This is a genomic window from Arthrobacter sp. R1-13 (genome assembly GCF_054161475.1).
Genome location: NZ_CP096420.1, coordinates 2,855,319 through 2,875,577 on the forward strand (window position 1 = coordinate 2,855,319; position 20,259 = coordinate 2,875,577).

Consider the following 20,259-nt stretch of genomic DNA (forward strand, 5'->3'; position numbering starts at 1 on the left):
AAATGTTTCGGATTTTGCCGGACACGTTCGCCCGCCTCAGACCTGAGGCGTGCCCATAGCCTGCTCGGCGGCAGCTTCAAGCAACACGCGCGCGGAGAAGGAAAGGGGGTAAATTCGGTAGGTCCCATAAGGACCCGAAACCCACCGACCCCCAAGAAGGTTCGCCCATGACAACGAAGTCCACCGCGGAACGCCCTCCCTCCAAACACCCGGCCAATGAACGCCCTGCCGCTGACCTTGGTCATTCCCTCCGTCCGCGCCAGCTGACCATGATGGGACTAGGAAGTGCCATCGGCGCCGGCCTGTTCCTCGGTTCCGGCGCGGGCATACAGCTGGCTGGACCTGCCGTCCTGATCTCCTACCTCGTGGCCGGCACCCTGATCATTGTGGTGATGTGGGCTCTCGGAGAAATGGCCGCAGCACATCCCGACAGCGGAGCCTTCTCCGTCTATACCGAACGTGCCATGGGCAAAACAGCGGGAGCGACCGTCGGGTGGCTCTGGTGGCTCCAGCTGGTAGTGGTTATAGCCGCGGAAGCCCTTGGAGCGGCGGCACTGTTGTTCTCGGTGTGGCCCGTTATCCCCGTATGGGCCCTTGCATTGGCGTTCATGGTGCTTTTTACCGCCATCAACCTCGCCGGAGTGAAGAATTTCGGCGAGTTCGAGTTCTGGTTCGCGATTCTCAAAGTCACGGCAATCGTCCTGTTCCTGGCCATAGGCGCAGCCCTGCTTCTGGGCCTGTTGCCCGACGTACCCTCGCCCGGCTTGTCCGTCATCGGTGCAGACTTCGCCCCCGCGGGCCTCGGCGGCATCGCGGCCGCCCTCTTTGTGGTCATTTTCGCGTTTGGTGGAACCGAAATCGTCAGCGTTGCTGCGGCCGAGACCGAGGACCCTGCGCACAGCGTTGGCGTAGCGATCCGGACAGTGGTGTGGCGCATCCTGGTCTTCTACATTGGATCGGTTTTGGTGATCGCCGCAGTCCTGCCCGTTCGCTCCCCCGGCCTGCAGTCGCCGTTTGCGGGAGTGCTCGACGCCGCCCGCATCCCTGGTGCCGGTGCAGCCATCACGCTGGTGGCAGCAGTCGCGCTTCTCTCCGCTCTCAACGCCAACTTGTATGGGGCATCACGCATGGCCTACTCGCTGTCGCAGCGCGGCGAGGCCCCCTACTTTCTATCGAAACTGACGCCAGCGGGGGTTCCGGTGCCTGCGGTTCTGGTCTCGGTGGCCTTCGGCTTCGCCGCCACGGTGCTGGAACTGCTCTTCCCTGGGCAGATCCTCCCGGCCCTCTTCCAGCTGGTGGGTTCGACTTGCCTGGTGGTGTGGGGTTCGGCTTTGGTGTCCCAGCTGATCCTCCGCAGGAGGGCGGACCGGGAGGGAACAGAACTTCCCTTGCGGATGAAAGGGTTCCCGGCCCTGACCATCCTCGGACTGATCCTTTTGGCCCTCATTTTGGCAGTCGGCTTCTGGGCAGAAGCCAGCCGCATTCAGCTGTTCAGCACCATTGTCCTGATCGCCGCCATCGCAGCTGCATCCCGGATAGGCACAAAAATCAGACTGGCCCGCCAAACAGCCTGAGACTGCACAGGCACTGTTTGCGCACGTTCCAGGCCTCAAGGCGGTCTCGCCGTCGAACCCGCACGAGGCCCAAATCCGCGGTTGAACTCCCGAGTCCGCAGGCGGGTAAAGTGGTGCGTATCCACGGCGGGCCAGGCGACAAAATCAACGTCGGCGAACCCCTGATCGTGTTTGAGGTGCCGGACAACACCGCTGGCATCGTGGGCACTGTCCCGAAGGAAGAGGCACCGAAGCGCCGGGTTCGCCTGAGCGCCGTACTTGATGAGGACTGACACGATGAGCGGCAGGCACACCGGCGAACAGCATTCCCACACGGTCGAGGGTACGGACCCCCAGCTGTACGTGGCACTCCATGAGCCAGAGCGCGACGCCGGTCTGCGGCCCATCCTGCTGCTCCATGGATTCTCCTCATCCAGCAAATTGAACTGGGAAGACACCGGTTGGCTGCAGGCCCTTCTTGCAGCGGGGCGCAAAGTCATCACGGTTGACCTTCCGGGCCACGGCCGCAGCGGCGCGCCTGAGGATCTGGACTCATACACGCCCAGCCGGATCCGTGCGGATCTCCTGCAGATAGCGTTCGACGCCGGCGTCCGGCCTGTGCAGGATGGTGACCCTGCCAGCGGACTGGATCTGATCGGCTATTCCCTTGGGTCGCGTCTGGCGTGGGAGTTCGGTGCCACGCAGCCGGAGATCGTCCATCGGATCGTCATGGGCGGTCCGAACACGGCAGACCCGCTGGCGGCTTTCGATCTCGTGGCTGCACAGAATTACCTGGCCGACGGGACTCCCATCGCCGACGACTCCACCGCCCGGCTGCTAAAAATGGCGCTGGTGCTTCCCAGCAACAACATTTTTGCGCTGCTCTCGTTAGTGCAAGCCATCAAGGCTGAGCCTTACGATCCGGCCGAGGCAGTCCCCCATGTGCCAATCCTCCTCGTGGCGGGCGAGAACGACGACCGCGCGGGGACCATGCCTGACCTGGCCGCGATCGGTTCAAAATCCGGAGCATTGGTGGAGCAGCTGGTGATTCCAGGACGAAACCACACCAGCGCTCTCACAAGCCGCGTCTTCAAACAGGCGGCCATCGAGTTCCTCTCCGTCTGACAACTCCCCCGATGAACACGCGCTACGAGGACCGCGAGGAAGCAGGGAGGCGCCTGGCGGCTGCCCTCCCCCAATTCCGTGAACGGCCTGACACCCTGGTCCTCGGCCTGGCCCGCGGGGGCGTACCGGTGGCCGCAGCATTGGCTGCTGCGCTGTACCTGCCCTTAGGGGTCATGCTCGTCCGAAAACTGGGAATCCCGGGCCATGAGGAAACAGCCTATGGCGCCCTTGCCCTTGCCCCGGCAGCCGCTGACGAATCGGATGCCGGCCAGCCGGCATCCGAGGGAAGAGTGGTACGGATCATCAACAGACCCCTGCTGGCCCAGATGCTTGAGCACGGTGTCCGGCAGGAGTTGTTGAACCAGGTGGAAGACCGCGAGCGCGCGGAGCTTCTACGCCGCGCCCGCAGCTATCCCGGCCTGAAGCTGGATCTGAAGGGGAAAACAGTTATCCTCGCCGACGACGGACTGGCTACCGGGGCAACCATGCGGGCAGCAGTAGAGGCTGTCCGCGGTTCCGGCGCTGCAACAGTGGTGGTGGCAGTACCTGTTGCCTCGGTGGAAGCTCAGGCTTCCCTTGAGCGGGTCACCGACTTCGTCCTCTGCCTCCACCTGCCAGGAAAGTTCCGGGCAGTGGGCGCTTTCTACCATCACTTCGAGCAGTTGAGGGACGACGACGTAGTGGGCCTGCTTCAGCAAGGACTCAGTGCCGGCTGACCCTTCACCGTCCTGGCGGCCCGATGACGTTTCCCGCTGCCATGTCAAAAACCCTCCCAGTAAGGTTTTGAAACCTTTTGTTTACGGACATGAGTTATGGCAGGGCCTAGCTGTGCTTTCCGTAAGAAATCGACAGGCGGATAGCAAGTATTCAAAAACGGTCGTTTTTGAATACTCCATTCGGCATGAACTGGCTACATGCCTTCTGCCGATGTTGACACTTGCTTCCCAGAGCAGCACGATGAGTCAGTCATGGCGACCAGGGGGCATGGATGACTAGAAGCAGCAAGGCGACGTGGCAGGCCTTCTATTCCATGAACGGGCCCTTTGCTGTTGCGCAGGGATTTATGTTCGTGATGCTCATCGTGTTGGCCATATTCCAGCCTGCAGTAGATCGTCCGGACACCTATCCTGCTCTGGCAATAGTCGTCCTCCTTATTCTCGTCGCCGGTGGTTTCATGGTCGCGGGAATGTTCAGGTTCCTGCGGCTCCGCAAATCAGCCAGGGAAGATCGACGCCGTATAGCAGCTGGGCTCCCCCTGGACCCAGAGGACTAAAGATGACGGCTGCAGCCTGTCGACGTCCAAAAAACCCAGGTTGACGAGGAGGCTGTTCCCCATGGGGTTGAGACCCGCAGCTAACGGTCGTTTTGACGTCGGCGGCGTTGGCGCCTGATGTAACGTGCTTCCGAGATAGTGGCATGCCGCGTCGTCCCTGCCGGCCGTTGCTGTTAGCGCCCCCTCATCGTTCATTTTCACAGTGCGGGTCATACGTACATGGCCGAGACCCGGCATCACTCGGATCTCGTCAGCGGCTTTCAGCGGCACGCTGATCGACCGGCTTACGGGACGATATGCGGTGGGATTCTTCCGGGACAATCTGACACCTCTGCGAGACGGCTTAGGGCCATTGACGACCACTTACCCAGGTGCGAAATTGATAGCAGCGCACAGAATTATGCGCTCTCCCGAGGGGGACACGGTGAACGGCAAGCAGTCCATCAGCTTCACATTTCCGGAAATCCAAGAGTTTTGGGATCGTGCGGTCAGAAGGACGTTGATCAGCTCGGCACTCTGGCTGATGCTTTTGCTCGCCACTATCGGGACGAGACAGGGGATGGGCGAAGGCCCTTACCTGGTTGTCTTCCTTGTGTTTGGCGGACTGCAATTAGCATTGTCACTCTCTTATTGGAGCCGGGAAAACAAGATGCTTCCGCGCCTTAACGAGAGATTGGCCGTCGAATTTATGCTGCGCACGGGCACCCCCACAGCCCCGGAAGACCTAGACATCCTTCAGGCTAGGCAGACCGTGACTGCGCGTGATGAAACTGGCGCCGCGCAACGCTGGATCCTAAAGCGCCAACGTGACGTGTTCACGCTCGCGGCGGCATGAGGAAACATGCCCACGCAGATCCTCTATAAAAGGGGGATACCAAAAGCTACTCAGCAAGGCTGGCTAAGAGGTTCCCCGCTGAGGGAACCGTCCCACTCAACGTTCGTCCTTAGTACGGCCACTGTCTAGTTTCCTTTCACGGCCAGTGGATATTCGTCCATACAACAGGATTAGGCTCTCAACATGTTGATCCAAGGTCAGCTTGACGGAGATCCACCCCGCACGCCCGAAGAGGCGAACTTCCTAAGCGGACTCACTCGCGCAGTTTCCGCTTGGTCCCTTCCTGGCATTCAGCTCGGCTCGTTCACGGTGGTCGCCCGCATGATCCCCATAGTCGTGACTCTCAACGTCCCGGGGATCGACGTCTCGCACGGCACCTGTACGCTCCAAGTCGGCTACTGGAACGACGGCCCCTACGGCCGAGCCTTGGAAGGTGAATGGGGCGATAGCCACCTCCTTGATAACCATGTCTACGACAGTGACGGCCTCACAGTCTTCGGTCTGAACGAGGCACCGGAGATGTACGGAACATTCGCTGCCGGCTGGCTGCAACGCCAACTTCAGCGGCCGGTGGAACGTGTTGATTGGCTCCGCGGCGAGCAGGTCCAGGAGTCGGTATGGCGCCTCGCTGACTCAGGAAAAACAATTGCACGGAGGGGCTGGTCAGTACGTCGTCCTGGCAAGGAACCTAGCCGGATCCAGAGAGTACGTTGACTCAAGGAGCACATCTTCTAGGGCTGGCCTCATAGCCCGATGAGGGTTCCTCATGGCGACTATGACGCCTCTATTTCGCGGCGGCATAGCGTGGTTAGACTCCGGTATGAATAAAAGGGAGATCCGCGCATGGCTTTTGCTCGGAGCAATCGCCTTGATCGCGCTAGGGTCCCACCTTCTATTCCGAGAATCGGAGGTCTGGACCTGGGTCGTCCTAGGGATTGCAGGGATCGCTCTTTTTCTCAGTCTCGCTGTACTCGTGAAATCCCTGCGCAGACAGAGCGCTGAGTATTGGCATGAGCACCATCCACCCGCCTAGAGCGGAGTCTCGACGCCCGGTGGCTATAAATATTCAGCACCCATACCGCTCGCCGCTAAAGGTTCCTCCAATGGAACCCCCGTCGTTTACAGAGCTCCAGGGTCGGTGCGATGCTGAACCCACTACGGCCAACTGTGCTGTGGGCCGAATGGGGGCAAGCGTAAATGCAATGGAAAATTCCGAAACGACGACCTCCCTGGCCGCACGACATGGTGATTACGGCCAAGGATGATCCTCACCACCTGACTCTCTTGCTCTTTGTCCGGCAGGCCTGGGCGCTTGCTGGAGATGTGGACATCCCGCCCCTGGATCCTGTGCCTGACTGTGGTAGCTCCCGGATGCCTGCGTCAGCTGATGCAGAGACGTGGGACAAGCGCTGGAAAAGGGCTTGGGACCAAGCTTGGGCCTGGTACGAGATTGAGGATCCGACGCACCATCCCACGCCTTTAGAAATGCGAGAGGCCGAGGATCCTGATCATGGATTGAGCCCTTTCATGGCGCCCTCTTGGATGCAGCGCTATGGGTGGGAAGGCCTGGATAGCGACGCCTACCAGGCTTGGGACCGAAGCCTTATCCCCAAGTTTCCCCACGGTGGGGAACGTCAAAGTCTCCAGGAGCTCATCCCGGCGTGGGAGAGCGGACTCGACACCATCATTGTTCTGCCTTACAAGGGGTACTTTGCGCAGCGACTGAATCGCCGGCACCTCGTTGTGTCCGCTGACGTCCGGAACCACCGTGAGGACTACAGCAGGGCGTTAAAAGAGAGCACACTCTAAAACGACCCATTGAGGGTTCGGCTTGCGGGCGGATCATTTGCGGCCATCGTCGTCGCGCTGGGACTGCTTACCTCGGATCAACTCGTCCCGATACTTGTCCACTTCCCGTGCCTTCTTGTTACCTAAGTAGCCACCCAGCAAGGGACCTAGTCCAGCACCAAGCCCGACAATCGCGTACTGCCACCCAAACATCAAGCCGGCCACGACCCCGATAACGATTCCGAGACAGGCAAACAGTGCGACAGACTTCCCAGAAGGGCCTCTATTCCCTGACATGCCACCTCCCATCTAAACGGATATCGCGCAATTTGATGCAAGCCTCTGCCAAAGCTCCATCAGACACAAGGGGTTCTCCGAGCTGGGCGATGGCAAGTCCCGCCAGGAACTACTAAGCGAACGGAAAACGTCCTGTTGAGGGTTCGGATTGTGCGACAGGGTAGCGCAAGAGGCGTTCTCACATCCTCCTCTTGAAATAGCTGGCCAGCACGGGAACAACAACGATGGTGACTAGTACAAGGGGAACTACCAGCGTCAGAACTCCACCTTGAGGGAGTAATGCTTTGAGCAAGAGCGCCAGCAAGATGCCGCCAATCAAGGCAACAGAGAAGGTTGTTATCACCCTGCGGAAACTGACTTCCGTCGCCATGGAGAGCCTTTCAGTCCTACCCTCGTCCGATTAGCCGTCGCCGGGTTGGAAAAGGGTCGTGCAGTAATAATCGCAGAGGGCGGACCTTTGCGATACGGAAGGCGAACGTGCAACTTTGATTCGGTGAAACGTGGAGCCGTCCCAGTCAGCGTTCCCCAAAGGGACCACGTCATGCCCGTGACAAGGGGCGGGGATAGGCCTCCCTCAACCCTGCCCTGTGGTGTCTTCGCCCTCTTCCTCGTACCGGTATTCATGTGGGAGCTTTCTCAGTTCCCTCACGCTGAGGATCAACGCAATGATGCCGATAAGGACAACCGCTACAGATATCATGACGTGGTCCGCGGTCGGTTCTCGCAGCAGAAGAATCAGTATCACGATCATCGCAACCACGCCGACGGCGATCTGAATCGACCAGTAAATCCTGGAGCGCCTCTCCTGCGGGTGGATCCAAGGCTTCATCTTTTGTGCGCTTTCAGCCGTTCCCAAGCTATTGGTCTTGATGCCGAGCATAGCTTGCCCAACACCCTGACAATAGGGCGTCTCCGCCAGCACAAAACCGTACGGTGAGGGTTCCCTAAACGGGGATGCAGATGTATCCGAGTAACAGCTGAAGGTCCGCGCCTCGAGCATCAAAGGCTGCTAGCCGTTGCTATCTACTTGTGGCGCTGCCATATTCAGACCATGGCACCAGCATCCGTTGGGCGTCGAGTCGATTTTGGTCTTCTAGCCGTCCTTTCCTTGGCCGCCGGGAGCCTGGTTGGCTTGGTTATCCAGATAAGCAATGACAGGACACCAGGACCTGGCAATATCTCGCCTGTCAGCATCACGTGTATTGCTATGTTCGTGGCTCAGCTCATCTGGCTGGTCGCTTTTGCGCGGCATAAGGAGCCGCGGGATGAGAAGTACGGCGTCACATCGCAGATCCTTGGCGCGGTCTTTGTAGCAGGGATGGCCGTGTATTTGTTTGTACAGGCGTTGAACGGGATCGGCCTAGAGGTCCTTGGATTCGGACTAGTTTTCATTTTCCTTATGGCGTCACTCTCGATAAGGCATCGCTCCAAGAAAGCTTGACGCATGCTCAGACTGTCCCTAGCGCCGAGCCCCGCTTCAGGTTCCCCAAAGGGCACTAGCCGCGACTTAGCCGCCACATTCCGCTGACAGTCAGAGCACAGGAAGATTGATCTGGTTGAAACCAGCGATTGATACCTGCCCCTATTTTTGTGGCACGAGTACCGGGACAATCAGGGCATGCGATGTTCCAGAGAGATCCGCCTGTTCATGGCCGCAGGCGTTCTGATTTTCTCTGGCGGCGCCTGCGGAAGCGTAGTCAGTAACGGCGCCGGAGAGGACTGGCAGGAGCCATCCCTGCCATCCACAGAGCCGTCCCCGACAGTCAGTCTCAGTGTCGTCCGGATGTGCCCGGAGACACGGCAGCCTCCGACCCCCAATCCAACAGAACTAATTGTCCCTGTCCCCGACTCTCCCTCCGCATTCAGTTGCGCAGCAAGCTCTGTTCCACTGAGCAAGGATCAAATACGTTACCCAACCCCTATTCCGGTGCCAATTCAATCCACCCCGGCAAGCCCAACGACACCCTAGCCAATAGGCGAGTCAGTCAAAGAAATGCCCGACCAGGGTTCGGCTAACGGGCGGCCTGGGACATTTATCGCTGCGAACACCCAGCACCTATCGCTGTGATTCACTGGTTTGTCCTCGGTTGGCTATTGAACGGCGCCACGACACGGGGGAAGCTTCAATAAGGACTTCCTGGGACCGGTTCTAGGTGCGAAAAGGTATGGCCATGGGAGAGCGCAGGCTAAGCAACATGTGGTTGTGCATGAGCCGGGATTGGCCCGGACCTTCGATGCGAGCCTGGATGTGAATATGAGCGACCGATACGCAGGCATGCCGCCGAAGATGAAGCGGTCGGTGAAGACATCCATCATCCTGCCACTTCCTGTCCTCATCGCTACAAGTCTGGTGGTCAACTACGTTGAGTTCTGGCTCCTGTTCCTGATTGTCTGCACGATAGCCGCTGCCGTCTTCATACCCCTTGGCCGGGCCGCGGCCAAGGAAGGACGAGACATTGACGAACGAGATTCGGAGCTCTGAGTCCATTGCCAGGATTGCCATCATCGCCGGCATGGGCGTCAATCGCAGCCATTCTTGGAGGGCTCCTTCTCCTCCTGGTTATTCTGGCAGCGATAGCGGCTATGCGGACACGTAGAACCCAGGATGCCACCGCAGCTGAAGGGATCCACACCCACGGCGTCAGGGCGTACACGTCACTGAAGGCCAACGTGACAGCTGATGCCCTCCGGGACCGCATCGACTCCGTGGTGAACAGCCACCAAAGATTCTCGCGTACCAAAACTGTTGCAGATGGCGTGAACGTCTACGTCCGAGCCAACATATGGACATGGGGCGAGGTCATCGAACTCCGATTCACTCCTGTAGATCAGGCAACGTCAGTCACAGCAACCTGCTCTCCACGACTTAAGACAACACTGATTGATTATGGGCAAGCCGGCAAAGACCTGGCGCTCTTCATGGGTCTCCTAACGCAAGAGATCGGTTCGGGCGTCCCTCGCCACGACTGAAGGTCCACTTTGGAACGGAGGCTCGGGTGCCTGTCCGGAGGGAAGGAAGAAAGCCGCCCATTGAGGTGCAGTTCGCTGTGTGCGCCTGGATAGCTGCCATCGCAGCGTTCGACGTCCTTGGCGCCCTGGTGATCTTCAATATGGCGACAGGGCAGACAGGAGAAGAACCTGAGCCGTTATGGCTCCTTTTGCTCTTCGGGTGGATCCTGCTGCTGTTATCTCTCGTGGCTGTCAGCTTCGTTCTCACCCTCCGGGACGGCGACAGCAATATCCGCGACTATCTGAGCTACAGCGCTGCCCTTTGTTTCGTCGGCTTCTCCTGGCCTCCGTCGTGGCGCTGGCTGATTCTGTTGGTTCCCGTTGTCTTGGTCGGTCCGCTTTGGCTGCCACGGGCCCGGCGTTTCTTCGACGACTCAGAGGACGAATCCTCCGTCGATCGTTCCGGCCCCGGAACTGTTCCGTGAAAGTGAGAACCCTGAGCGACGAAGTGGACAGGTCGGCTAAATCCGTCCGCTTAGGGTTCCCAAACGGGCACCATATGCGACGCGGACTCGTTCAGTGGGCGCCATCGGACGACGATCTTCGTACGCGCATCCAACCAATAGCGTTTCCAACACCGAGGGCAAGAAAGATGATCCCCAAAGGGACGTGCCAAGGCTCATTGGCAATGAACAGCCAGCCGATACCGACGGCACCCCAACTAATGCCTTGGAACGCCAGGAGTCGTCGTAAGGCCCTGGATGCCACGGCTGGCTTTCCTGGGGCGATCGCGCCGGTGGAATCAGGGATGTGGTCACCTGCGGGAAACCCATCCTCGCGCATAAAGTTAGCCTACTGACTGTTTTGTGCGAGGTCGATGGCGCCGCCCGCATCATACGCCTTGCAGTTACGCAGAACACGTTCAACGCCGCTTGAGTCCCTCGACCAAAGATCCTTACTAGGCGCGAGGTCGTAGACCCCTCCAAGACTGTTCGCTTAGGGTTCGGCTTACGGGCAGCCGCAGCGCGTCACCGGACCGGACCATCTCCTGGCCCTTCTAATGGTCTCCTATCCCGTGTGCGCACTTTAGCAATCACGGCGACTAAGACGAATACGACGAGAGCAACGCCCAGTGCAAACCTCCATGGCCCAAGGTCAGGTACGAGGAGAATCGTGCCAGCGATCACAAAAGCACTACAGCCTGGAGCCACGATATTTCCGCCAGTTTCCGCATTTCAGACACCCCCAAAGCAATTACCAACGGGCACTATCTCAACTCGTTCTAGTGGCCAGCCTACATGCGGCACGGCGTCAGGCAACGGCGTCTTGGCGGGGCACTTTCGGAGCGTTCAAGGTTCCTTAAGCGGGATGGAGGCAACGTGTGCGCTGCGTCTTACCTTCCATCTCTCTTTCCGTCGGGACCATTCTTTCTGCGCTGAATTAGCTTCTGAAGCTTTTCTTCGTTATCGCGCGATCGTCTATTGCCCCAACGGTATGCATAATTACCTGCTGCCAGCATCGCCGCGACCACAACGGTCCCACCGACCAGGCCAACGTCTTGAGAGTAAAGCCAAGCTAACAAGCCCAAAACGACAACAAATCCAACGGATATAAGTAGCCTCTTGATGGTCGTTCCTCCCGCCTGTCGTTCAATGCTGGATTGCGCAATGTTGGGTTGCGGACTGACCTACAGAAGTCTGCCGCAGCCGGTGACATGTATGAACTGAACCACGAATGCCAAGGATCCGATAGATCGGGCCGTCCTGTTGAGGGTTCGGCTTGTGGGGCATGGTCATCGATTAATGTCTCAGTGGCTAGGCTGGAAACAAACCAGCATTCATTCCGAGTAAAGGACGCTATGCCGCACGCTGTGACCCTCATTCGTTCGGACAAACTAGCCACGGTGGCACAGTACGCATACGCCGCCACCGCACCCATCGAAGCCCGTTATATTTTCCTTGCTGGCGCCTGTCCTCTGAACGACGACGGATCCACCGCCGGGGACTACACGGCACAGGCCCAGAAAGCAGTCGAGAACATGTGCGTTACTCTTGACGACGCTGGTGCGGCCATTGAAGACGTGATCTCCACCCGCGTGCTCGTGGCTTCCACTGATCGGGACGACCTTGCGGCGGCGTGGAATGTTGTACGCGCAGCGTTCGGCGATCATGATGTGCCGAGCACCCTGATGGGAGTAACCGTCCTCGGCTACCCCGGCCAATTGGTGGAAATCGAAGCGGTCGCCGCCGTCATCGATTGATGAAACCGTGACCCGGTCAGGGTTCATTGGGACGACGGGCGGAGGGCAATGCGACTATCGGTCACCGCTACGCTTCAATGAAGATCCGATAAGCGCGCAAAGAAGGCATGCTCCGTGAACCCTTTTGCGGCCAACGGTCAATACATAGTGTGAGCACAGACAACGACATCATCAGGCGGTCCCGCGCCAGCCCCGCAGTGTTCGGCGAGTTGTACGACAGACACGCCTCAATCATCTACAGATACGCAGCCAGAAGGGCCGGCGACTTCGTAGCCGACGACGTCACGTCCGAAACCTTTCTGGTCGCCTGGGAACAACTCGAAACCTACGACCTTGACCGGGAGGATGTCCGGCCTTGGCTTTTCGGCATCGCCACGAATCTGCTCCGACAGCATCACCGTGCCGAAGCGAAGATGCTGAAGGCCGCTGCAAGAACGGCTTCACGTGAAGCCATGGGTGACGATTCAGACCGGATCGCCGCTCAAGTGGACGCCACTGCGGCCACCGGACGCATAGCTCGGACGCTAAAGGCCATGGCCACCATCGACCGCGAAACGCTGCTGCTCTATGCCTGGGCGGACCTGACCTACGAAGGCATCGCCCTGGCAATGGACGTTCCAGTGGGAACCGTGCGCTCCCGGCTGAACCGCGCCCGTCGAACCCTGCGAACCCAGCTCAACCTCGAAATACTTGACGAAACGGAGAACGACCATGGACGACTTGCAGCTGCTCCGCGAAATGCGTAGCGACATCGGCTCCACCCCGCCGGCCACGTTGGCACGCGGCCGCCAAAGAGTCATGGCCAAGATCGTCCCGGCCACCTCTGCGGCAATGACAGACACGCACACCAAACGCACAGTCAGCCCGATCCGCTTCCGGCGCCGTATCCTGTTTTCTTCCGCAGCAGCGGCTCTGCTCGTGGGCGGAATCGTAGTGGCAGACATTGTCAGGCCTGGTGGTCCGGGAGCAACCGCCGAAGCAGCCGAGGTCCTGAACAACGCAGCGGCAGCAACAATCCAGACCTCCGACCCGGTGGTGGGACCCGGTCAGTACCTAAAAATCGAGACGACCGAGCTCACCGCCGGAGGCATGCAAACCGCCGATGGAAGTGACATTAACTGGCAGGAAACGACCGGCGGTCAGATCTATGTTCCGGCAGACAGGGAGGGCGAATGGGTCTGGAACCGTGAAGCACGCGTCCCGCTTGAGTCCTCCAGCGAAGCCGCCAAGGCTGCAGCAGCCGAGCTACAGAAACGGCGTGCAGCATCACCACCGCCGGAAGGGACACTCCCGCTAGTCGGAATTTGGCGTGCACCAGGAGGCGCCTTCGGCGGAAACGAACCAACAGTCATTATCGGCACACCCCTCAAGGAAGCCGGCAGCCTGCCCAGAGACCCACAGGCTCTGCTGGACATAATCTACGAGCGGACCAAAGGCGCCGGTAAGACTCCTGAGCTAGAGGCCTTCGTTACGATCGCGGACGGCCTGCGCAGCGGAGTCGTCCCCGCCGACCTCCGCGCCGCCCTATACAAAGCCGCTGCCCTCATCCCCGGCGTCACCGTCGGGGACAGGCAGGCAACAGTCGGCGGCAGAACCGGCATTGCCATCGGCGTCCCCTCTCCCGACGGAGTAGCGAGGACGGACATCATCATCGATCCCAACTCCGGACTGGTGATCGGGGAACAGGACGTACTGCTGAAGGACGGTTCAGGCGCTCCCGCCGGGACCGTCTCGACCTGGACATCCGTGAAGACATCCGTGGTGAACGCTGCACCTTAGGCCGCTGAAGCCGAGGCATGACCGCTAAATGGCGGTTATGCCTCGGCGCACGTCCGCTAAGGGTTCCCCTACGGGACGATTGAGAGCTCGCACGAGGCGGGACGACTCGACGGAGAGTCCTACCTCTTTGATCGCTTTTCCTTTGCTTGTCGCGATAGTGGACCACTCCCACTAGAGCTGCGCAGAGGATGATCACAACCACGACGATTCCCAGGATCAGTGCGAGAACCTCGTCGGGAATCCCGCTCGTGTTTACGGGCGCCATTGGTTTCATAGAGTCATCGAAGCCTGAAGTGCATTCATTCACAAGGCTTAGGCCGCCCTCACGGTGAGTCGTCAGCGCCTGCCACCAAAGGACCCCTCACGATCCTCAAATCGGACGAGTCGACTGACAAACATCCGCCCCTCCTGGACTCTCCACGGAGGCTGTGGAATAGACCTGCATCAGGGTTCGTTACGGTACTTCCGCTCACCAAACAGCCAGACAACGACCGAACACAGGATTACTACGACGGCAAGAAGGACCATCAGCCAGCTACCGATAACTATTCCCCAGACGACCCAGAAGAGCCCTATGAAAGAGAAGATGAGGGAATTTAGCCTTGTTCGCTCCTTGTAGGTCCATGGCTGGCCCCTCTTTGGAAAAAGCATTTGTGGCTACCCCAAATCTGATAGGAGCTTGTATCGAACACATAAGCACGCGGAGAGTGGGGGGACAAGCAATGTGGAGTAGAACAAGCACCGGCGCTTCGCTTTCGGTGGGGATTCGACCGCCCAGTGTCCCGCAGAGGGTTCCCCCACGGACACTTCCTTCCACGTCTTAAGGCATACTTGTCCTCCACGGGCGGAATAAGAGTCGGTGCAAAGCATCGGTTGGAAATGGGGCACCCATGAGGCTTGAGGGCTGGCACGTAATGGTGTTCTTGGCGACGTTCTTGATGGCGGTCGTTGTCGTCGTTGCGATAACCCTCATTGTCATTTGGATCGTACGCTGGGCCAATAAGCGGAAAAGCGGCGAGGACTCGGGCCCATCCCTTCCTTAAGTGCTCACGAATGCGCCGAGGGCTAATCGCCCGGTAGAGGTTCCGCTTACGGGCACCAGGGCAATATTTAGCGCCGCGAAAATGCCGCCGCTCTTCCCTGCGATTCACATCTGCCAGCTGTTGAACGCCGCCACGACATAGGTGAAGCTTCAATTAGGACGTCGTGAGACTCGGTTTGTGGGTGCGAGAAGGTATGGCCATGGGAGAGCGCAGGCTAAGCAACATGTGGTTGCGCATGACGGACCAAACCGGATTGACCGACCCAGGGAAAGAGGAACGCCTGCCAGGTTCGGGGATGCTCCTGTTTGCAGCGGTCGGTTGGCTCGTGTCGGCCATGATTTGGCTGTACGTAGGGTTCCAAACGCAGAATGAACTTCAGCTTCTTTACGGTGTTCTCGTTCTTCTGTCCCTCGTATTGGCGGTTGGCAGCTTTGTGGAATGGCGTAAGTCCAAGAAAAGGACAGGCGAGTCCGGCACTGAGCGGGACCTTCAGTGAGAGCCTGATGTGAACATGCGCGACGGGTACGCAGGCATGCCTCCAAGTGAATGAAATACGTGGACTGAAGGAAGCCCCCATGTGGGAAACGTTGGTTGCCAAGATAAAGGCTTCAGTGCGCTTTCCTAAGCGCTCGACTGCCGACCTTAGATGGCTGAGAAACGTTTGGATTGCCTTCGGAATAGTCTGGCTCGCCATAGGTTTGTTCGCTTGGTCTGGATGGCCGGCTGTATTAGCCGTGCTCGTTGGGGTGGGCTGGCTTGTTCAGTCTGTTTTGATAGTGAAGGAAATCCGTCGGCGCCAGCAGGACGCCACTCTCGACCAACCACCGGTCTAGGACACGAGCAGCCACTCGCCCCGCACCGGGCTCCTGCATGTTGATATCAGCCATGTCTCCCAGTGGGGAGAGTTTTCCCCAGGTCAGCGATGCCTCACGGGGCGAGGTGCGTCCGTAAGGGTTCCTCAAACGGCGCGGAAGCGCTTATGGCCACCAAGGAGTCTCGATCGTAGAAGTTCTGTTTCCATGGACGCATGGAACAAGCGCAGAATCCGACTGCAACCCCTCGCCGTGTGAGTAGAACGGTCTTGCTGGCACTTATCGTTCTCTTGTCGGCCTGGTTCCTGCTCTGGAGAATCCAGAGCATTCCGATGTTCTGCGCTCTTGCCTATCCCTGCCCTAGGCCTGGGGTGAGGCTCGTACCAGCGCTCCTATATGGCGGCCTGATGATCATTCCGTTCGTTTTCATCGTATGGATGCAGATCGGTCGGCCGCGGAAGTACCGAAATGCGATCCTTCGAACGGCGTTCGCTTTCCTAATCTTGCTGGCTCTCGTGGGCATTGCGGCGGTCCTGTTCGCCGGCGGGTTCGCCGTCGGCCTCTAACTTTCCGGAAACGTCCCGTAAAAGGTTCGGTTTGTGCGACAGGGTAGAGCCAGAGGCGTTCTCACATCCTCCTCTTGAAATAAGTGGCCAGCACGGGAACGACAACCATGATGACTAGTCCAAGGGGAACTGCCAGCGCCAGCACTCCACTTTGAGGGAATAGTGCTTTGAGCAAAAGCGCCAACAAGATGCCGCCAGTCAAGGCAAGAGCGAAGGTTGTTATCACCCTCCGGAAACTGACTTCCGTCGCCATTGAGAGCCTACTAGGAGCCACCGGCCGCGGTCCAGATTCTGTCCTAGTGAGGCTTCCTTCTACGTACACCCGACATTGCGCAGAGAAAGCTGAACGGCGACAATGCCCCGCCCGCGGCGGCTGCGGTACTGACCACGCCTCGGGCGGGTGATGCCGTCCGCTGATCACCGAGTTGGTTCGGGGACTGTTGCTTCGGTGGGGTTTCGCTGCAGCTTTGCGCTGTCAGCGAGCTTGAGCCAGATGACGCCGCCGATGATGACGGCCAGCCAGAGTGCGCGAGTCGGGGTGAGGACCTCATCAAAGAAGATAGGTGCGAGGAGGGCAGCACCGACGGCACCGATGCCAGCCCACACGGCGTAGCCGATTCCCACGTCGATGGTTTTGAGGGCAACACTGAGGCAGAACAGGGTCAAGAGAAAGAAAACGAAGGCAGAGACAGACCAGCCGAGGACAGTAAATCCTCTACTTCCGGCCACGCTGAGCGCGTAGCCAATCTCGAAGACTCCGGCCAGCAGCAGCACAAGCCAGGATCCTGCTTTCTTGCCGGTGGGCGTTGTGCCGTTAACTGTGGGGTTGATTGTGATGGTCATCAGGTGTGTCCTTTCAAAGTGATAGGGCGGGGAGGGTTATGCGGCGCCGCTGAGCTGGAGCCCTACGACCCCGCCGATGACGACAGCGATACCCAGGCCCTTCTTCCAGTTCAGGCGTTGACCGAGGAAGAGCGCACCGAAAATGACGATCCCGACGCCGGCGACGCTGGTCCAGATCGCGTAGCCCACGCCGACGTCGAAGGTCAGCAAAGCGAAGCTGAGGAAGAGCGTGGCGACCGCGCCGCTGACGAGGGTTCCGACCGTCCACCACAACCTGGTGAAGCCTTCTGCTTTGCTCGCTAAGATGCCGACGGCGACTTCGAAGATGACGGCGACTCCCAAATAGAACCAGCTCATGTTGTTCCTTTCGATTCGTTGTGTACCCCTGGCCCGCAGATACGGGTAAGGGTCAAGACATTGAACGCTGTTTGTATGTACATGCAGCTATATCGCCAAAAAAATAGCTGCACCTTGGATTCAGGACAAAAGTTTCCGGATGGTTCCGAACGCGCCATCCAGGTCAACGAGATCAAGGTGCGGGTGTTCCTGCACTGCAGTACCCAGCAGCTCGCCGATCTTGTTCTCATAGGACTCGCCAATTGTATTCACGACATTCATCCCATGATCGGTGATCACTGCGTAGACTCCCCGGCCATCGTCCGGGCACGTATCCCGGACTGCCAGCCCTTTGGCCTCAAGTCGTCCTACGAGTCGCGTCGCCGAACTCTGGTTCAGGCCGACCCTGTGCGCGAGGTCGTTAATGCGCAGTTCCCTGTCTGATGCCTTGCTCAGGTGGAGTATGGCGTAGTAATCGGTCAGGCCGACATTATGCGTATCCGTCAGCCACTTACTGAGGGCTGCGTCCACAGCACTCACCACTGCCGCGACCTGCGACCATGCCGAACCGAGATTTCCCACTGGGCCGCCGCTCCAATAACTGAATGTACATGCAACAAACTACCCACGCCATGTGAATACATCAAGCCGGCACCCCAGGAACCATGATTACCGGCGCTCGTCGCGGGAGCCCTGAGCTTATGACAGCGCTTTCCTGAAGGTGTCGATGTTTTCGAGAACGACCTGCTAGCAATCAGCAGCCCATTGAATGGCGTGCCGCTGGTGCTGGTACTCCCTCCAGGAACCCCGTCCCACTCAACGTTCCCCAGATCGGACGGTGGCAGCTTCAATTAGACGGCCGCTTTTTGCTGACAGTCGTCACAGCATGGGAATACTGACCGGATGGAACAAGCGGTTGATACGCTGCCCCCTATTCTTGTGGCGCGAGTATCGGGACAATCAGGGCATGGGACGTTCCAGGGAGATCCGCCTTTTCATGGCCACTTGCGCTCTGGTTTTCTCTGTCAGTGCCTGTGGAAGCGTCGGCGGTAACGGGGCTGGAGATGAGTGGCAAGAGCCGCCCCTGCCATCCGCAGAGCCGTCCCCGGAAGTCAGTGGCAGTCTCGTCCGGCACCCATGCCCGGAGAAAGGACGGCTTCCGACCAATACAACAGAACCGATTGTTCCGGCCCCCGACTCTTCGACCGCATCCAGTTGCGGAACAGACTTTGTTCCACTGGCCAAGGATCAAATGATCAGCGCCACTCCTCTGCCCATGCCACTTCAACCAATGCCAGAAAGTCCAAGAACACCCCAGTCAAAGGGAGTTACCGAAGGAACTGCACGATCGGGGTTCCCCATATGCTTCACGTAAGTGGCTTGTGAGTAGCGGTTAGTTCTCGTCTGAGCGTTCGGAAAGCGTTCGCGATGTTTGGGGTCTCTGCCGCGTTCGTGCCGGTATTCATCGCGCTGCCACAACGAAGACCGAGTCCCCCGATGACGAAAAGCCATCATTGCCGATAGCAAGGACAGCAAGCTTTAGAGGGAGCTGCTATCGTCACTCATGAGACTACAAAGTAGCGCTACTACCGCAATCCCACCTGTGCTACCGTACCGGTCAGCATCCGGCCTCTGGTGGGGCCTCGTTGGAGTAGTTGCCTTCTCCTTCACAGTCCCCTTCACGAAGCTGGCAGTCGGCGGCCTATCGCCGCTGTTCATCGGATCGGCACGGGCAGTCGTGGCAGCCTTCCTTGCCGCCATGGCCCTGTCTCTGGCGCGGCAACGCTTTCCACGAGGCATTCAGTGGGCCCGGCTGGCCCTTGTCGCTGCAGGGATTGTCGCGGGCTTCCCGCTGCTCACGTCCTTCGCGCTTACTGCCGCGCCTGCCAGTCATGGAGCCGTCGTCATCGCTCTCTTGCCGGCGGCCACGGCTACGATGGTCGTCCTCCGCAGCCGAGAACGTCCACCGGTTGTTTTCTGGATCGTGACAGCTGTGGGTTCGGTGGCGGCGATTGCCTTCGCTTCCGCACGATCGGGTGGTTTAGGTCAGCTGCATTGGGCGGACTTGCTGCTCTTCGGCGCTGTCATTGCCGCAGCCATCGGGTACGCGGAGGGAGGTTTACTGGCCCGTGAACTGGGCGCCTGGCAGACAGTATCTTGGGCGCTTGTCCTAGCATCGCCCCTAATGGTGGCCCTAAGCGCCCTCGCCATGGCGCAGCAGGTCCCGTCCGGTACACCCTTGCAGTGGGCTGCGTTCGCCTACCTTGGGGTCGTCAGCATGTTCCTGGGTTTCTTCGCCTGGTACCGCGGCCTTGCGATCGGGCCGATGGCACAGATAAGCCAGATCCAACTGGCGCAGCCGGTCCTAAGCATCTGTTGGGCAGGTCTTCTGCTGGGCGAGACCTTGACTTCGACCACCATCATCGGCGGCCTGGCCGTCATTCTCTGTGCCGGCGTTGCTGTCCGCATACGACTGAGCCCGAGACCCAAACAGCTCCACTGATCCTTACCAATATTGGCCGTCGCCCGAGGGGTGTTTCAGGATTCCTCGGGGCCGCTCAAATATGTGCCGCAAGGCCTTCGCCTTCAGTCCCGAGTAGCCTCAGTGGAAAAATGACCAAGGTTCGGCTTACGGGCCCCGGCCGCGACATTAAGCGCCGAGAAAATGCCGGCCATTTATCGCTGCTATTCACACGTAAAAAATCGACAGGCGGACGGCAGGTATTCAAAAACGGTCGTTTTTGAGCAATAGGTCTCCTTCGGCGATCTGTGCAACGGATGGAACGGCCTCGAGGCCGAG

25 protein-coding genes and 1 pseudogene are annotated in these 20,259 nt (G+C 59.0%); 18 read left to right on the forward strand and 8 right to left on the reverse strand.

Features of this window, described 5'->3' with window-relative positions:
- The first annotated feature begins 167 nt into the window (after window positions 1–167).
- From M1D88_RS13190 to M1D88_RS13225, 8 genes and pseudogenes are all read left to right on the forward strand, one after another.
- Entirely contained in the window at window positions 168–1,574 is a 1,407-nt protein-coding gene (locus M1D88_RS13190) for an amino acid permease (protein ID WP_458111274.1), read from the forward strand.
- A gap of 71 nt (window positions 1,575–1,645) precedes the next feature.
- A pseudogene (locus tag M1D88_RS13195) lies at window positions 1,646–1,846 on the forward strand (biotin/lipoyl-containing protein); the annotation flags it as partial.
- 4 nt (window positions 1,847–1,850) lie between these two features.
- Complete coding sequence (locus M1D88_RS13200) at window positions 1,851–2,678, forward strand: alpha/beta fold hydrolase (RefSeq protein ID WP_458111275.1); 828 nt, start codon at window positions 1,851–1,853, stop codon at window positions 2,676–2,678.
- An 11-nt stretch (window positions 2,679–2,689) separates the two neighbouring features.
- Window positions 2,690–3,394: a phosphoribosyltransferase gene (locus tag M1D88_RS13205; protein WP_458111276.1), complete on the forward strand. Its 705-nt coding sequence runs from the start codon at window positions 2,690–2,692 to the stop codon at window positions 3,392–3,394.
- 272 nt (window positions 3,395–3,666) lie between these two features.
- Window positions 3,667–3,951 (forward strand): hypothetical protein, encoded by a 285-nt coding sequence (locus M1D88_RS13210; RefSeq protein ID WP_458111277.1) that lies wholly within the window; start codon window positions 3,667–3,669, stop codon window positions 3,949–3,951.
- 424 nt (window positions 3,952–4,375) lie between these two features.
- On the forward strand, window positions 4,376–4,786 hold the full coding sequence (locus M1D88_RS13215; protein ID WP_458111278.1) for a hypothetical protein: 411 nt from the start codon (window positions 4,376–4,378) through the stop codon (window positions 4,784–4,786).
- Between the two features lie 183 nt (window positions 4,787–4,969).
- Window positions 4,970–5,500, forward strand: coding sequence for a hypothetical protein (locus tag M1D88_RS13220; protein ID WP_458111279.1), 531 nt, complete (start codon window positions 4,970–4,972; stop codon window positions 5,498–5,500).
- A 528-nt stretch (window positions 5,501–6,028) separates the two neighbouring features.
- Window positions 6,029–6,595 (forward strand): hypothetical protein, encoded by a 567-nt coding sequence (locus M1D88_RS13225; protein WP_458111280.1) that lies wholly within the window; start codon window positions 6,029–6,031, stop codon window positions 6,593–6,595.
- Window positions 6,596–6,628: 33 nt separating this feature from the next.
- Here the strand turns inward: M1D88_RS13225 and M1D88_RS13230 are convergent, their stop codons facing one another.
- The 3 genes from M1D88_RS13230 to M1D88_RS13240 form a co-directional block, all read right to left on the reverse strand.
- Window positions 6,629–6,871: a hypothetical protein gene (locus M1D88_RS13230; protein WP_458111281.1), complete on the reverse strand. Its 243-nt coding sequence runs from the start codon at window positions 6,869–6,871 to the stop codon at window positions 6,629–6,631.
- Between the two features lie 178 nt (window positions 6,872–7,049).
- Window positions 7,050–7,241 (reverse strand): hypothetical protein, encoded by a 192-nt coding sequence (locus tag M1D88_RS13235; protein WP_458111282.1) that lies wholly within the window; start codon window positions 7,239–7,241, stop codon window positions 7,050–7,052.
- 204 nt (window positions 7,242–7,445) lie between these two features.
- Window positions 7,446–7,871, reverse strand: coding sequence for a hypothetical protein (locus M1D88_RS13240; protein ID WP_458111283.1), 426 nt, complete (start codon window positions 7,869–7,871; stop codon window positions 7,446–7,448).
- A gap of 51 nt (window positions 7,872–7,922) precedes the next feature.
- On the opposite strand from M1D88_RS13240, the gene M1D88_RS13245 reads away from it, so the two are divergent.
- The 4 genes from M1D88_RS13245 (at window position 7,923) to M1D88_RS13260 (ending at window position 10,305) form a co-directional block, all read left to right on the forward strand.
- Window positions 7,923–8,312 (forward strand): hypothetical protein, encoded by a 390-nt coding sequence (locus tag M1D88_RS13245; protein WP_458111284.1) that lies wholly within the window; start codon window positions 7,923–7,925, stop codon window positions 8,310–8,312.
- An 813-nt stretch (window positions 8,313–9,125) separates the two neighbouring features.
- On the forward strand, window positions 9,126–9,353 hold the full coding sequence (locus M1D88_RS13250) for a hypothetical protein (RefSeq protein ID WP_458111285.1): 228 nt from the start codon (window positions 9,126–9,128) through the stop codon (window positions 9,351–9,353).
- Between the two features lie 101 nt (window positions 9,354–9,454).
- On the forward strand, window positions 9,455–9,841 hold the full coding sequence (locus M1D88_RS13255) for a hypothetical protein (protein ID WP_458111286.1): 387 nt from the start codon (window positions 9,455–9,457) through the stop codon (window positions 9,839–9,841).
- A gap of 26 nt (window positions 9,842–9,867) precedes the next feature.
- The gene (locus M1D88_RS13260) at window positions 9,868–10,305 is read left to right on the forward strand and encodes a hypothetical protein (protein WP_458111287.1); all 438 of its coding nucleotides are present in this window, start codon (window positions 9,868–9,870) and stop codon (window positions 10,303–10,305) included.
- Between the two features lie 91 nt (window positions 10,306–10,396).
- On the opposite strand, the gene M1D88_RS13265 is transcribed toward M1D88_RS13260, so the two are convergent.
- Complete coding sequence (locus M1D88_RS13265) at window positions 10,397–10,663, reverse strand: hypothetical protein (RefSeq protein ID WP_458111288.1); 267 nt, start codon at window positions 10,661–10,663, stop codon at window positions 10,397–10,399.
- Between the two features lie 1,015 nt (window positions 10,664–11,678).
- Between M1D88_RS13265 and M1D88_RS13270 the strand changes: the two genes are divergently transcribed.
- The 5 genes from M1D88_RS13270 (at window position 11,679) to M1D88_RS13290 (ending at window position 16,280) form a co-directional block, all read left to right on the forward strand.
- Window positions 11,679–12,080, forward strand: coding sequence for a RidA family protein (locus tag M1D88_RS13270; protein ID WP_458111289.1), 402 nt, complete (start codon window positions 11,679–11,681; stop codon window positions 12,078–12,080).
- Between the two features lie 149 nt (window positions 12,081–12,229).
- A complete protein-coding gene (locus M1D88_RS13275; protein WP_458111290.1) occupies window positions 12,230–12,826 on the forward strand; it encodes an RNA polymerase sigma factor in 597 nt (198 codons plus the stop codon).
- Complete coding sequence (locus tag M1D88_RS13280; RefSeq protein ID WP_458111291.1) at window positions 12,792–13,859, forward strand: CU044_5270 family protein; 1,068 nt, start codon at window positions 12,792–12,794, stop codon at window positions 13,857–13,859. The genes M1D88_RS13275 and M1D88_RS13280 overlap by 35 nt, the downstream gene beginning before the upstream one ends.
- A gap of 1,278 nt (window positions 13,860–15,137) precedes the next feature.
- Entirely contained in the window at window positions 15,138–15,398 is a 261-nt protein-coding gene (locus tag M1D88_RS13285; protein WP_458111292.1) for a hypothetical protein, read from the forward strand.
- A gap of 585 nt (window positions 15,399–15,983) precedes the next feature.
- A complete protein-coding gene (locus M1D88_RS13290; protein ID WP_458111293.1) occupies window positions 15,984–16,280 on the forward strand; it encodes a hypothetical protein in 297 nt (98 codons plus the stop codon).
- A 61-nt stretch (window positions 16,281–16,341) separates the two neighbouring features.
- On the opposite strand, the gene M1D88_RS13295 is transcribed toward M1D88_RS13290, so the two are convergent.
- From M1D88_RS13295 to M1D88_RS13310, 4 genes are all read right to left on the reverse strand, one after another.
- On the reverse strand, window positions 16,342–16,533 hold the full coding sequence (locus M1D88_RS13295) for a hypothetical protein (RefSeq protein ID WP_458111294.1): 192 nt from the start codon (window positions 16,531–16,533) through the stop codon (window positions 16,342–16,344).
- A gap of 164 nt (window positions 16,534–16,697) precedes the next feature.
- Window positions 16,698–17,123 (reverse strand): DMT family transporter, encoded by a 426-nt coding sequence (locus M1D88_RS13300; RefSeq protein ID WP_458111295.1) that lies wholly within the window; start codon window positions 17,121–17,123, stop codon window positions 16,698–16,700.
- Between the two features lie 36 nt (window positions 17,124–17,159).
- The gene (locus M1D88_RS13305; protein ID WP_458111296.1) at window positions 17,160–17,480 is read right to left on the reverse strand and encodes a DMT family transporter; all 321 of its coding nucleotides are present in this window, start codon (window positions 17,478–17,480) and stop codon (window positions 17,160–17,162) included.
- Between the two features lie 120 nt (window positions 17,481–17,600).
- Window positions 17,601–18,041: a MarR family winged helix-turn-helix transcriptional regulator gene (locus tag M1D88_RS13310; RefSeq protein WP_458111297.1), complete on the reverse strand. Its 441-nt coding sequence runs from the start codon at window positions 18,039–18,041 to the stop codon at window positions 17,601–17,603.
- Window positions 18,042–19,023: 982 nt separating this feature from the next.
- Here M1D88_RS13310 and M1D88_RS13315 point away from each other — a divergent pair.
- Entirely contained in the window at window positions 19,024–19,962 is a 939-nt protein-coding gene (locus M1D88_RS13315) for a DMT family transporter (RefSeq protein WP_458111298.1), read from the forward strand.
- The last annotated feature ends 297 nt before the right edge of the window (window positions 19,963–20,259 follow it).